This is a genomic window from Halosimplex rubrum (genome assembly GCF_013415885.1).
GTDB lineage: Archaea > Halobacteriota > Halobacteria > Halobacteriales > Haloarculaceae > Halosimplex > Halosimplex rubrum.
In genome coordinates this window covers 1848817-1861862 of the sequence record NZ_CP058910.1, presented here as the reverse complement: position 1 = coordinate 1861862, position 13046 = coordinate 1848817, and the positions used below count along the sequence as shown (strand labels likewise).

Genomic DNA, 13046 nt, shown 5'->3' with positions numbered 1-13046 from the left:
AGCACAACATGTCCACTACATCCACGACCCAGAGCCGCATCGCCCACCTCGCCGACAGCGACCGCGACGACTACGAGCACATCGTTCACGGCGTCGCTCACGGCGAGGACGAACTCACGATCGGCAAGAACAGTCCGAAGTACTGGCCGGCCGAGGAGGTCGAAGCCGCCGCAGCAACACTCGAGGGCCGAACCGTCTTCCGGTCGCACGGTGACGGCGACCGGGAGGCTATCGGGACTGTGCTACGGGCCGCCTACGAGGACGGTGTTGGTGTAGTCTACGAGGCCGGTCTCGAAGACGAGACGATCGCGACGGAGTTGTCACGTGGCGATCGCGAGGTTTCGATCGAGGCGGGGAACGCATCGGATGTCGAACGGCATGAGGACACCGGCGCGGTCATCATGCGCGGCTACGAGTACACGGGCCTCGCGACGCCTGAGAAGGGCGCCAGCGCTGGCAACTACACGGCGCCGGGGCCGGCCGAGTCCAACCCCGCCGTCGCAGCCCTCTCGGCTGGCGACATCGTCGACGTGCTGGACACGGGGGCTGAGCTAAACGCCTACACGACCGAGTCCGGCGTCCGATATCGCGGGACGCGTGGCGGCAAGCTCGACGAGAGCGCCATCCCGAATGACGACTACGAACCTCACCACCTCTTCGACGCCGATACGAAATCGGCCTCGTCGTACCCGGTAGTCGATTCGGACGGCTACCTGCGGCGGGGCAACGTCGCCGCGGCCTACAGTGTCGGTCCGCGGGGAAGCGCCTCCCGCGAGGACCTACACGGCAAACTCCGCCCGCTCAACGACGCCTTCTCGACGCCTCCGATCGACCCGGAGAGGCTGGCGACAGACGCCGAGGCGGAGATGGCGGCGTTGGCGTCGGACCTCGATGTCAAGGCCGTCGCCGGCGCGGTCGCTGAACTGGCGGCCGGCACAGGCCCCGATGACCCTGCTGACGGATCCACTCCCGAGGGCGAGGTCCTGGGCGGCGCCGGCGCCGATGCATCGGCCGATGACGAACCTACGGACACGACAGACATGAATAACGGATCCAACGACCCCGACAACGGGGACGGCAACGGACACGACGTCGAAGCGCTGCTGGAGCGCGTCGACGAGAAGGACGAAGAGATCGAGTCCCTCCAGGCGGAGCTGGAGGCGAAAGAGGAGACCGTCGCGGAACTGGAGGAAGAGGTCGAAGAGGCCAAGCGGGCCTACGCTGCCCGACTCGCCGACCACAACTCCACCCTCGACGAGGACGACTTCGTCAGTCGGTTCGAGCTCGCAGAACTTCGCGAGCGCTTCGACGACCTCGACGAGGATCTCGCCGACGACCCTGCACCGGACGTCCAGTCTGGTGGCGGTGGGGGTGGCGGCAACACTGCGGCGCTCGAAGACGAGGGCCGCGAACGCATCAAGGAGATCGATCAGAAGCTCGCCGCTCTCGGCAGTTCGCTGCCGGACTCTCGCGAGGCCGAACTGCGTGAGGAGGCGTGCGAGCTCGCGGACACGGACGACTACGAGGCGGCCCTGGAGGCGATCTGACAATGCCCAAGGATCTCGGACACATCGGCCAGGCCGGTGCGGACACGACTGGTCTGACCACCGACGGCACGCCGACGGCCGGCGACGCCGTCGCGATCGACCAGAGCACCGGCAAGCAGACACAGGCAAACAGCGGAGACACGGACGCTGGCGAGGAGTTCGCGGGCGCTGCGACCGAAGACCACGGCGCCGATGGCGACGAGGAGACGCTCGCGCTATCGGGTGTCGTCATCATGAACGTCGCGTCGGCGACGGTCGGCGGCGACCGACTGGACGTGAGCGCCACCGACGGCCAGCTGGCCCCGTCCAGCGGTGGCCCGGCGCTGGCACTCTCCGACGCTGGCGGCACGTGGGAGGGGGCGTCGCTGGGTGCGAACGAGGCGGCCGTCTACTTCTGAGGTGACACTACATGGGAATTACCGCAAGCGACGTCGTCAGTGATGATGACGTTCGAGCGATCGTCGAAGAGATCCGCAACCAGTACTACCAGGCGCGTCGCCCGTTCCGCGAGCACGACGCGACCGACATCAACTCCAACAGCTTCGACTTCCCGGTGTCGAACTCCGACATCGATGGCGAGGCCGTGGAGATCCCCGAGGGGGCGGACTACCCGCGGGCTGAGAAGGACTACAGCGAGGTCTCGGCAGCCTACACCAAGTACGGTGTCGAGGTCACCATCTCCGACGAGGCCGTCGACGACGGGTACATCGACGTGGAGATGGACGCCGAAGAGGACATGGTCCGCGCCGAGGAGAAGCGGATGGATACCGTCGCGTTCGGCGTCCTCTCGGGCAACACCAACTCGGCGGGCCCGATCGACGCCAACTCCAACTCCAACAACACGATCGAGTACGCTGACATCGTCCAGGCTCGCCAGCAGGCGTTCACGGACGAACTCAGCCTGAGCGACACCGTCCTCGTCGCAGCCGGTCAGAACATGGCCGACTTCCTCAACATGGACGAGTTCACGCAGGCGTCCGAACTCGGCGACCAGGTCATCACCCAGGGCGTTCTCCCCGGCGGCAACCTCGTCGGCACGGAAGCGCTGCTCGGTGTCGTCGGTGACGTTCCGGTCTACCTCTCGAACTCCGGCTCGTTCTCCCAGGGCCAGGCGTTCATGGTCGACACCAGCAACTTCGGCTGGGAGTCGGTTCGATGGGACACCGAGATCGACCAGTACCGCGAGGACTCCAACGACCAGGACGTGTGGAAGATCCGCGGCCGGTGGGACTGGGTCGCCACCCAGCCGTCGGCGAACATCGAGATCAACACCTGATCATGGCCTGGATCCGACACGACAGCGGCGAGGAGACCGTCATCAAGTGCCAACAGGTGCTCGGTTCCGCTTCGCCGCTGGAGACGGACGACGACGGGTACGCCGAAGTCGGAGACGATGCCGCGGACCAGCTCGTCGCACTCCATGCACACCTCGATCACTCGGGACCGCCGCCGGATGGCGCGTCGGAAGAAAGCGACGGTGCGGCTGCAGACACCTTCGACGCCGGCGAGTTCGTCGACCGGACGCCCATGTCGAAAGTCGTCGAGGACATCGAGTCTGGTGACTACGACGCACACCTCGAAGAGATCAAGGGGGCGGCTGGCCGCCAGGGCGTCCAAGACGCCGTCGACGAGCGGCGGGAGTAGCCATCTATGGCCCCGGACCCCAGCGACGTGAAGCGCGTCCTCGGGTCGACCGACCTCTCGGACAGCGAAGTCCAGGCGTTCATCACCGAGGCGACCGCCGAGTACGAGGCGGTCATCGGGAACGAGGCCGTCGATGCCGACCTCAAGGATCTCGTGATCACGCGACTGGCCGCCCACGGCATCGCGACCGGTCCCGAACGGCAGATCGACAGCGCCGGAGAGGGCGACGGGAACGTCAAGTTCGCTGGCGACACCGGCGAGGGGCTTAACGCCACGACCCAGGGCCAGCGCGCCCAGGATCTCGACCCGACCGGTCAACTCGGCGGCGGTGAGGACGATGAGTCGTCGGACCACTTCACCTTCTCCACATGAGCGACATCGACCTCGAACTTGACGGCCTCGATGCGCTGGAGACGCGTATCGAGGAACTACAGGAGGACTACCGCGAGCCCGACAACTGGTTCGTCGGGACGGCCGTCGAGTACGCGATCTTCCTCGAGTTCGGAACCTCAAAGATGGACGCAAAGCCGTTCGTCCGGCCCGCAGTCCACGCCTACCAGTCCAACCTCGAAGCGGCGATCGCCACCGACACGCGAAAGACACTCGACGATATCGACTCCGCGGAGGAGCTCGTCCAGACGATCGCGTTCGGACTGGAACGTCGCATCAAGCGCATCATCACGGCGAAGGGGCTCATCGAGACGGGCACGATGCGGGCGAGTGTGAAAGCCGTCGACAACCCGACGCGGCTCCCGGACGCCGACCAGGTCGACCCCGGCGACGCCGTCGCGACCGCCGATGTCGAGGTGAGCGCCGATGCGTGACACGGTCGAGGCGGCGATTCGTCGGGCCCACTCGGACGCGCTCGCGAACACGACCGTCGAGGTGTTCGAGCCCGACATCTCTCACACCCAGGGCGAGGGGTGGACCGTCACGTACCCGAACTACCCGGACACGCCGGCCGACAGCTACGACGCCCGCATCGAGTCGCCCGAATCCGACACCGAACGCGAGCGCTCCGGCACGACCTCGGAGATCGACGCCGTCGTCAAGGTCCGCGACGACACCGGTCGCCAGTGGACGGGCTTCGGCCAAGAACAGGAGGCGCCCGCCCACCTCCGGGACACGGCCGACGGCACTCGCTACGAGGTCGAGAGCGTCGTCGACACCCACAACGGCCTCGTCGAACTGGAAGTCACGGAGTGGTCGTGATGGCCTCGACCAAGTTCACCATTTACATCTGCTCTGTGTGCGGCGAGACGCCGACCGACTGCGACTGTGTCGTACCGGGTTGCTGGAGATCCGTGAGGTTCAACCAGGTGGTCGCATAGATGCCCACACGACTCCCGCAGAAGCCCGCCCAGGCCTTCATTGACCAGTTTCTCCTGCAGGACTGGGATCCCGCGGGCGCCGTCGGCTACGACACGACCGCGTCGCCGGGCGCCGAGGCGTTCGTCGACCTGGCGACCTCGGTCCACAAGACCGGCGAGTCGTTCCCGACGCTGGTCGTCCAGGGGTCGACCGAGACCTCGGGCGGCGCGTCGACGTACGACTTCGTGACGACCAACGGCCCGGGGCAGATGCGCGACGGGCAGCTGCTCGTGACCGCCCGCGCCGAAGACCAGGGCGGCGAGAACTACACCGGCGACTCGTCAACGTACGCCGCAGTCGACGCCGAGGATATCGTGGCGACGCTCATCGACGAGGTCGAAGACGTGTGCATCCGCAACGCGAACGGTGGATCCAGCGAGTTCAACGCGCTCGGCAGCCAGCCCGTCGCCGACGCGCCGAACGACTACGACGAGACCCCGACCGTGCTCATCGACCAGTGTACCGTGTCCTACAGCTGGGACCGGGCTCCCTGACACGATACCTCTTTTCAGTACCTCATCATGATACCGAACGACACCAAGCGGGAGCTGCTGGACGAGTATCTGTCCAACGCGACTATCCGCGTGCTGCTCCTCGACGACTCGCAGGCGTACAGCTTCGACGTGGACAACCACGACTTCGTCGACGACGTGCTCGCCGCCGGCGCCGAGATGTCCGGCTCGGGCTACGCGCGTCAGACCCTGCAAAACGTCTCGGTCACCGTCGACGACACCGACGACGAGGGCGTCTTCGACGCCGACGACGTGACGATCTCGAACATCGACGCCGGGACGATCCAGGCCGTGGTCGTCTACGAGCAGGTCGGCGGCGATGACAGCACGCCGGGCGACGACCGCGTCCTCGCGGTCCACGACGACGCCACCGTCGGGGACCTCCCGCTCGACACCAACGGTTCGGACATCCAGATCAGCTGGCCCGCCGAGGGCATCATCAACATCTCCTGACCTAACCCATGCCAGACACAGTCGTCTCCGACGCGCTTCGCTTCCCCCAGGACGAGGGGCTCTCCGCGAGCATCGCCGACGGTCACGAGTCCTGGCCCTCGGCGGGCTATCTCGCCGGACTCGCCAACGCCGTCGGCGAGCAACCCTTCGTCGACCACGGGCTGACGTTCACGAACCACGACGGGAGCAACGACGAGGTCGACGTGGCCTCCGGCCGGGCGTACGTCCACGTCGACACGGTCGACGTGCAGTCAGGACTCGGCGGGTCGGCGCCGCCCAGCTACGACCGCCAGCTGTCGGGGCCGGTCCCGCTCATGCTGGAGCTCCCGACCGGCGCCGCGAACCTCTCGGTCTCGTCGGGGACGGCCAACCCCGTCTGGCTGGCCTACGCCCTCGACTCGATCGTCGACGGCGTCGAGGCCGGCGACATCTACCTCCGCCACGGGTCTGGGGAGACGGCGCCGCCCCACCCGAGCGTCAAGCTCGGCGAGACGAATCCCGACAGCCCGGGCTCGGATACCCGCGCCTCGGACGGGCCCGTACTCGATGCCCGGTCGGCGACGATCGACGAGGCGACGATCCAGCGCCTCGCCGCGGCCATCGACGCGAACGGCCAGGACATCACTGGGGCAGGGACGGTCGGGGCCGACCTGATCGATACAGAGGACTTAGGGAGCGATAACCCCCCCATTCGCAGCGGCCATGCGAATATGGCCGACATCGGCATCGATAGCCGTTCGGAGGTCCAAAGCAAGACAGGAAAGTATACGAAACCGACGTTCATGCTGCATTTTGACGACGGACTCTCTTCGCATTATGAGAAGCGGGACTTTTTCGCGGACAGAAACGTCAAGCCAGGGTTTGCTGTCCGTCCTGGTGAGATGGGGGACACGAATCGTCTCACATGGGACCAAACGCGGGAGTTGCAGGACGAATATGACTACGAGATAAACAGCCACGGACACGGAGATTGGGGGCGGTTTGACACCTCCACTGACGAGGAAATCGAAAAGGAAGTCGTTGAGGCACAACGGCTCTTTGCCGAGAACCGTGTTTTCGCCCGACACTACGTTTACGCGAATGGGGCTACTGGAGGGGTAGTTGGGAAAGGCGTCGTCTCCGACTACTATGGAGCTGGCTGGGGAACTGGCGGTGATATAATTGACTACGACACGCGGTATGGCCTGCCCAGGGAAAGTATGGACGGGACCGATCGAACAACCCTCGAAAATGCCATAGATAACGCGATCTCGTCTGAGACTGGGTTGGTCCTCTACGGCCACGAGATAATTGAGACTGAGGCTAACGAGGACGGAAATTCCGTCTCGACGGAAAAACTCCAACACCTCATCGACTACGTAAGAAACAACGGCGGCGAGTGGGCGACCAACTCAAAAGAGCTTCTCCGCCACTCAAACTCCACATGGAGAATCAGCAACGAGGATGGTGGCTCATTTGAGCACTCAAACGGCCGTCCGCGCATAGTCACCTCTGATGGGGATCAGGCCATCGTAACTGACAACGACGGGGACGCGCTACACCGATGGTTTGATGACGGCGGTTTTGACGTTGAGGTCCGCGACAGCTCGTATTTCCGCTTAAACGGCAATTATCTATTCTATCTATTTGACGGCGGAGAAGCTATCGCAATGCAGCACGACAACGGGACGAACAGATTACGGGGGGCGGGGGATTTTGAGATGCACGGCGGCGGCCCAGCCCCACAACCAACCAATCTTTCAGGAGTCACTGGCAATCGTGATGGAGAGATCCGAGTCGACGACGGGACGAACACAACCATTCGGGGGACAGCTTGCGTCTGGGATGACACAAACAATGTTTGGAGGCCTGTCAACGACCCTGATACTGGCTCCTTCACGTGAGATTATCGGATGATTACCTTTATGTTTCAGTTATGCAACTCCCTACTTATGAAACTCGAAGGAAAAGACGAGTTCGAAAACGTCCTTATTTTCGTTTCTGACGCCCTTCGATACGATAGTGCAGTCGAGGAGCTGGAGGATCAGACTGTGGTAAAGACAGTCGCTTCCGGGATCTCCAGCCCCCCAGGGTTCGCCTCGATTATCACGGGCCGAGACCCATCTGAGCACGGTGTTCTGGAGTTCAGCCATCGGTTGGATTCCGATATTCCGACAATTTTCGACCTCTACGACACAGCATCGTTCTATCACGAGGGGGAAGAATTAGGAAAGGTTCTCGGAACAACGAATACAGTTGATCACAAGCCGGTTGAAGAACTTGAACCGCCGTTTCTGTATTTCGAGCGCTGTCTCATCCCCCATGCACCGTATAGCTACGAACCCGATGAGTTCGAAGATTCTGTGCGAGAGTATACAAAAGCGAACCAGAGCCAGGCGCGAGAGGATTACCAGAGGGGCGTCAAGCGGAGTCTTGAGAAGTTCAAACGTCGTGTGGAGGCGCTCGAAAAACGGGGACTGCTTGATGACACACTCGTCAGTTTGACCGCTGATCATGGGCAGTTACTCGGTGATCGCGGTGTATACGGCCACGGTAGTGTGACCTCTCCCGAAGTGGTGTACGTTCCAACTGTCTTCTACAATGACTCGGTTACGGCCCCCGAAGATGGTTGGATGGCACATATCGATATACTTCCCACGATCGCCTCGGCAGCTGCGTCTGAGGTCAAATTCGCCGACGAAGGGGGTGGAATGGATCTGTTCAATGGAGGCGACGACAAACGGATGATCTTCAATCAACTGGATGATGACGAGTGGAGTGTTTGGGATGGCTCTGGAGGAATCCTCTTTCGGGATCGCTCGCTTCTGTATCACCTCGGCTGGTGGGGGTATCAGCTCTCTCGGGGCGCCTACAGTCCGCTTAACCGTCAGCACCCACTCCAGCTCCTAAAAACGTCGTTCAGTGGGTTCCGAACAGACTCAGTCATCTACGGCGATCCGCACTTTAATGTTGATGAAGCATCGGAATTTGGAATGACTCTCCTCGGAGAAGGTTCTCAGTCGCTGTTGCGAGACGAAATAGATCGAGACCATCTCGAAGATCTCGGCTATCTCGATACATGATACGTGCAGATTGAACGCTTATTTCGCGACTGAAAGCACTGAAACATCCGCAACGTTCGCGAGAGCGCCCACACAGGCCTTCCGAGCCGTGTCGACACGAAAGAAAGGTCGCGAAAAACAGACCGATGCTCGTCAGCCCGTCAGCGCTCGGAGCGACTGCGCGGTCCGCTCACCGCTGGCCTCGATATAGTTCATCGCCACCTGAAAGTCCGACCACCCCATCAATGACTTCAGATTCACCGCGTTCAGCCCCCTGGCCGCCCAGTAGCTGGCCGCCGTCGCCCGAAGGCAGTGCGGGTAGGTCGTCTCGGGGTCAAGGCCGACGGCCTCCTCGGCGATCGTCGTCACGCGGCGGGCGATCGTGCCCTGCGAGATGGCGACGTGGTCGTAGTCCTCAAAGAACTCCTCGACCGCGATGGCCGCCCGCTCGGTCGCGTCGAGCGGGATCTCCCGGGCGGAGTGCTCGGTCTTCGGCCCCCACATCAGCGACTCGGCAGTCGTCTGGTCGAGGTCCTCGTTGTGCGCGACCATCTGCTTCGCGGCCTGGCGACAGGTCCCGCAGATCCCGCCGTCCTTCCCGAGCGTGCAGGTTTCGTGACGCGGGATCTCGATCATGTTGTTGCGCCAGTCGATCCAATCTTCGTGGAGATGGCAGATCTCGCCCGAGCGGAGGCCCAGGCGGCCGGCTGCGAACAGGATCAGGCGACACTCACGAGCCCAGTAGCCGTTATCGAGGCGGTAGGTCGCGCGGACGGCCTGTTCGAACTCTCGGTCGGACAGCGCATCCTCTTTGCAGTGACGCGTCTGGTCGTTTACGGCGCGAAACGATGCTGCAGTCGTGCCACCAGCGTTTTGGTGGTTGTGGTCGTAGGTCGACATGCTCTGGTCCACAGAGCACGGTGCCGGTGTCTCCACCACCGGGGCCACTTTCCTGCGTGACCCACCGCGCTCCCGTCAACCATCTGTGTCTATCGGCATAACTTTTTGGTACGTTAACAGTACGTAATCAGATCAACGATGACCACTATCGCCCAGACACCGGTCGGCGAGTCCTCGCTCGGGGGGACCGTCTCCGAGAGCGGCGCCGTCGGGCACGCTCCCACTGGCCACGCCCCGGTCGGACAGCGGCCGTCGGCGGAGATCACGGGCTTCGGCGGCCCGCTCGGCCAGGCGCCCATCGGCGGCGATACGCCGGCACCGTCAGGGCTCGTGGGCCACGACTCACTCGGGACGGTCGCCATCGGCGAGGGTGGCGCCGAAGTGGTCGCGCTGTCGGTGCCGACGGCGTCGGCCTCGACGACGGCGCCGGCGCCCGGCGTCGCCGGCGCAGGAACGGCGACGGTCACGGCCGCCGAGGCGACGCTCACGCCCGCCACGACGGCGCCGGGCGTCACGGGCGCCGGGACGGCGGCGGTCTCCCCGCCGGCGGCGACGGCGGCCGTCACCGCCCCAGCGCCGGCCGTCGACGGAGGGGGCGTGGCGACGGTCTCTATGCCGGCGCTCGAACTCTCGCCCACGGCGCCGGCGCCCGCTGTGGCGCCGACCGGCTCGTCGACGGTCGCTCCGCCGGCCGCGGCGGCGGTCGGCGCGGCGCCCGAACCCGGGCTGTCGGCGGCTGGCACCGCGGCACTGGAGGTGCCCGTCGCGACGCCCGCCACGACGGCGCCGGCGCCAGGGGTTGGTGGAGCGGGGACGCTCACCGTCGATGTCCCCGCCGCGGCGGCGACGGTCACGGCAGGCGAGCCCGGCGTGGCGGCCGCGGGCACGGCACCGATCCGGCTGGAGCCGGTGACGCTCGATGGAGAGGCGGACGCACCTGCGCTGACGGGCGCGGGGACCCAGACCGTCGACCTGTCGCCGGCGACACTCGCGACGGCGGCGCTCTCCCCGAGCGTCCTCGTCCCGTTGACCCACGCCATCTGCCTGAACGGCGAGCCGCCCGCGCCCATCGAGCTCAACGGCGACCGGACGTGTTGACCATGCCCTGTGACCTACGCGGCGAGCCGCCCCAGCCCATCGCGCTGGCGGGCTCGCTTCCGACTCCGATCCGTATCGCCGGCGAGCAAGCGCCGATCGAGCTCGTCGGAGCACCACCCACGACCATCGACCTGGAGGGCGCACTCAATGACTGCTGAAGACCAGTACGGCGAGATGTACAGCGGCGACAGCCAATCGATCCGGGCGACGGTCACCGACGAGGCCGGCGACCCGGTCGATCTCTCGTCGTCGGACCTGACGTTCGTGCTCGCCGAGGACGGCTCGGCGGCCGTCACGAAGACGACGGGCGACGGGATCTCGGTCACGGGCGCGGACGACAACGTCGCCGTGGTCGACCTCGACGCCGAAGATACCGATGACTTGGACGGCGCCTACGATATCGAACTCCAGCAGACCGACAGCGGTGGGAACGTCGCGACGCTGACCCGCGGGACGCTCTCGATCAAGAGCGACCTCATCGAGTGAGAGTGAACTGATGACCCCGGCGGAGCGAGGTCTTCCGCCACGGTTTCGATAGGAGGACATCACCATGGCAGACGCACCCCCAGAGAACGCACTACAGAACGTGCGGGCCGAGTGGGTTCCGTCGGACACGTCCGGCACCTACCCGCGCCCGCCGACCGATGCCGAGTGGAATCGCTTCGGAGACTGGATCATCAGCTACCCGGCCTGGAGTGGCGACGCCGGCGTCGAAGGCCAAACCACCGCCGGGTCGGGCGACCTCGAGGCCCACTTTCGAGGGGCCGAGGAGCACGACCTCGCCATCGCGTGGTACCTGCAGCGGTTCTACGTCGATGGATCGGGTGAGCCGAACGACCCGATCGGCGCCATCATCGAGCACGACTACCAGACGGCCTTTCCGACCCACGAGGTTCTCATCCGGCGGGAGGTCGACGACGGCGGCGCGAAGGGCGCCGGCTTCCGGGAGTTCGTCTACGGCAGCGGATGCAAGCCGACCAGCGGGTCGGCTCCGGGAGACCCGTCGGCGAACGAACCGATCGTCGGGGAGGCTGGCTACGCGGCGCAGAAGGTTCGACAGTACATCGTCCACCAGCCGGTGACGAGCATCACGCCGGAGGTCAAGAGCTCGTCGTCGGACGACACTACCCAGACGGTCACGATCGAGAGCGAGGGCGCGTCGACGACGGCCTCCGTTGACCTCGACGGGACAACGTCGGTCGCGGCGTCGAGTTCCTTTTCAGACATCGACGCCATCTGGGTCGACGGCGACCACGTCGGAGACATCACCGTCACCGACGGCAACGGTAACGACCTGCTGGAGACACCGATCGCCGGAGAGCCCGAGAACATCGAGGCCGACCGCGGTATCCCGCTGCTCGGCTCGGGCTCGGGCTCGCACAGCTCCGAGATCGGCACCGACCCCGGCGCCTACATGTTCCTCGGCACGTCGTCGACGTTCGGCGGAGGCGCACTCGCCGAGTCGGCGAACGCCGACCGCGTCCACGCGCTGGACTTCAACGTCGACGTGGAGGTGGCGCGAGAGGCCCAGCAGGGGACGCGTCGACAGGCGCTCGACATGGGGACGCGGACCGCCTCCGCCGAGGCCGACCTCGCGGGGCCGTACGAAAGTGCGATCCAGAACTCGCGGTACTTCCGGGAGGTGACGGGCGACCTCGTCTACGGGTACCCCGACGGCGCCGTGACGCTGCACAACTCGCAGCCGGCCGACACCGACGACGTCGATCGCGAACAGGGCGACGAGAACATGATCTACGGCATCACGCTGGAGGCGCACGCCGACGGCGGCGACGCGATCACAGCAGTTCACTCGGACGCCGGATAAAATCACTACGACACCCATGAGTAACAACTACGACGCGACGCGAGACTTCCTGACGAGTCGGGAGACGATCGAGACGGAGTTCGAGCGCGATGGGCGCGAACTCCCGCTGAAGTTCGAAGACATCTCCATCAGCGAGATGGAGCGGATCGAGCAACTCGACGAGGAGATGACCGACGCCGAGTTGCTCGGCTGGGTCTTCGAGAACTACCTCCTCAAACCCGACCTCGGTGGTGACGATATCCGCGACGAGGCATCGATCCGTCGTGGCTGGGCCATCTTCTCGGTGATGATGAGCGAGTGGCAGGGCGCCAGCGAGATGGAGGCTGCGCTCGAATCCGTCGCGGGAAACGTGGATCTGGACCTGGAGTAGAGATCCCCGACCGAGCCGAGGAGGCGTTGACGACGAAGACGCTGCACGAGTGGGGTTATCGGCACACGTGGCCGCCGCTCATCGACGACCTGACGCCGCGGCAGGTGCAGGAGATTGCCCTGGCCGAGCAGGCCGAGGCGTACATCCAAGAGGAGCAGGTGGACGGTCGGGGCGGCGCTCGCGGCGACCAGTCGAGCGATCGCGACCTGTCCACGCAGTTCTACGATAAGGAACGCTCGCGCCGTGAGTGGCGCGATCAGTGGAACAACATCAACGGATCATGAC

General features: G+C 64.8%; 18 protein-coding genes. 17 read left to right on the top strand and 1 reads right to left on the bottom strand.

Translation table 11 applies throughout. The features are described from left to right. The first annotated feature begins 8 nt into the window (after positions 1 to 8). The 11 genes from HZS55_RS09195 (at position 9) to HZS55_RS09145 (ending at position 8589) form a co-directional block, all read left to right on the top strand. Positions 9 to 1547: a hypothetical protein gene (locus HZS55_RS09195; RefSeq protein WP_179911387.1), complete on the top strand. Its 1539-nt coding sequence runs from the start codon at positions 9 to 11 to the stop codon at positions 1545 to 1547. Positions 1548 to 1549: 2 nt separating this feature from the next. Next, positions 1550 to 1945 carry a hypothetical protein gene (locus tag HZS55_RS09190; RefSeq protein ID WP_179911386.1) on the top strand — a complete coding sequence of 132 codons (396 nt, stop codon included), beginning with the start codon at positions 1550 to 1552 and terminating at the stop codon, positions 1943 to 1945. Positions 1946 to 1956: 11 nt separating this feature from the next. Beyond that, complete coding sequence (locus HZS55_RS09185; RefSeq protein WP_179911385.1) at positions 1957 to 2823, top strand: phage major capsid protein; 867 nt, start codon at positions 1957 to 1959, stop codon at positions 2821 to 2823. Between the two features lie 2 nt (positions 2824 to 2825). After that, positions 2826 to 3191: a hypothetical protein gene (locus HZS55_RS09180; RefSeq protein WP_179911384.1), complete on the top strand. Its 366-nt coding sequence runs from the start codon at positions 2826 to 2828 to the stop codon at positions 3189 to 3191. A 6-nt stretch (positions 3192 to 3197) separates the two neighbouring features. After that, positions 3198 to 3563 (top strand): hypothetical protein, encoded by a 366-nt coding sequence (locus HZS55_RS09175; RefSeq protein WP_179911383.1) that lies wholly within the window; start codon positions 3198 to 3200, stop codon positions 3561 to 3563. Beyond that, on the top strand, positions 3560 to 4015 hold the full coding sequence (locus tag HZS55_RS09170; RefSeq protein WP_179911382.1) for an HK97-gp10 family putative phage morphogenesis protein: 456 nt from the start codon (positions 3560 to 3562) through the stop codon (positions 4013 to 4015). Before HZS55_RS09175 ends, HZS55_RS09170 begins: the two co-directional genes overlap by 4 nt. Continuing rightward, positions 4008 to 4403 carry a hypothetical protein gene (locus HZS55_RS09165; RefSeq protein WP_179911381.1) on the top strand — a complete coding sequence of 132 codons (396 nt, stop codon included), beginning with the start codon at positions 4008 to 4010 and terminating at the stop codon, positions 4401 to 4403. Before HZS55_RS09170 ends, HZS55_RS09165 begins: the two co-directional genes overlap by 8 nt. A 119-nt stretch (positions 4404 to 4522) precedes the next feature. Then, on the top strand, positions 4523 to 5056 hold the full coding sequence (locus HZS55_RS09160; RefSeq protein ID WP_179911380.1) for a hypothetical protein: 534 nt from the start codon (positions 4523 to 4525) through the stop codon (positions 5054 to 5056). A 27-nt stretch (positions 5057 to 5083) separates the two neighbouring features. Then, entirely contained in the window at positions 5084 to 5527 is a 444-nt protein-coding gene (locus tag HZS55_RS09155; protein ID WP_179911379.1) for a hypothetical protein, read from the top strand. Positions 5528 to 5535: 8 nt separating this feature from the next. Then, positions 5536 to 7410, top strand: coding sequence for a polysaccharide deacetylase family protein (locus tag HZS55_RS09150; protein ID WP_179911378.1), 1875 nt, complete (start codon positions 5536 to 5538; stop codon positions 7408 to 7410). 48 nt (positions 7411 to 7458) lie between these two features. Then, positions 7459 to 8589, top strand: coding sequence for a sulfatase-like hydrolase/transferase (locus HZS55_RS09145; RefSeq protein ID WP_179911377.1), 1131 nt, complete (start codon positions 7459 to 7461; stop codon positions 8587 to 8589). Between the two features lie 132 nt (positions 8590 to 8721). Here HZS55_RS09145 and HZS55_RS09140 read toward each other — a convergent pair whose 3' ends face one another. Next, positions 8722 to 9468, bottom strand: coding sequence for a site-specific integrase (locus HZS55_RS09140; protein WP_179911376.1), 747 nt, complete (start codon positions 9466 to 9468; stop codon positions 8722 to 8724). Between the two features lie 138 nt (positions 9469 to 9606). Between HZS55_RS09140 and HZS55_RS09135 the strand changes: the two genes are divergently transcribed. From HZS55_RS09135 to HZS55_RS09110, 6 genes are all read left to right on the top strand, one after another. Then, positions 9607 to 10566 carry a hypothetical protein gene (locus HZS55_RS09135; protein WP_179911375.1) on the top strand — a complete coding sequence of 320 codons (960 nt, stop codon included), beginning with the start codon at positions 9607 to 9609 and terminating at the stop codon, positions 10564 to 10566. A 2-nt stretch (positions 10567 to 10568) separates the two neighbouring features. Next, the gene (locus tag HZS55_RS09130; protein ID WP_179911374.1) at positions 10569 to 10724 is read left to right on the top strand and encodes a hypothetical protein; all 156 of its coding nucleotides are present in this window, start codon (positions 10569 to 10571) and stop codon (positions 10722 to 10724) included. Further along, positions 10714 to 11052, top strand: a complete 339-nt coding sequence (locus HZS55_RS09125) for a hypothetical protein (protein ID WP_179911373.1) — start codon at positions 10714 to 10716, stop codon at positions 11050 to 11052. The genes HZS55_RS09130 and HZS55_RS09125 overlap by 11 nt, the downstream gene beginning before the upstream one ends. 64 nt (positions 11053 to 11116) lie before the next feature. Beyond that, positions 11117 to 12391, top strand: a complete 1275-nt coding sequence (locus tag HZS55_RS09120; protein ID WP_179911372.1) for a hypothetical protein — start codon at positions 11117 to 11119, stop codon at positions 12389 to 12391. Between the two features lie 16 nt (positions 12392 to 12407). Beyond that, the gene (locus HZS55_RS09115; RefSeq protein ID WP_179911371.1) at positions 12408 to 12761 is read left to right on the top strand and encodes a hypothetical protein; all 354 of its coding nucleotides are present in this window, start codon (positions 12408 to 12410) and stop codon (positions 12759 to 12761) included. Positions 12762 to 12787: 26 nt separating this feature from the next. Beyond that, complete coding sequence (locus HZS55_RS09110) at positions 12788 to 13045, top strand: hypothetical protein (RefSeq protein WP_179911370.1); 258 nt, start codon at positions 12788 to 12790, stop codon at positions 13043 to 13045. The last annotated feature ends 1 nt before the right edge of the window (position 13046 follow it).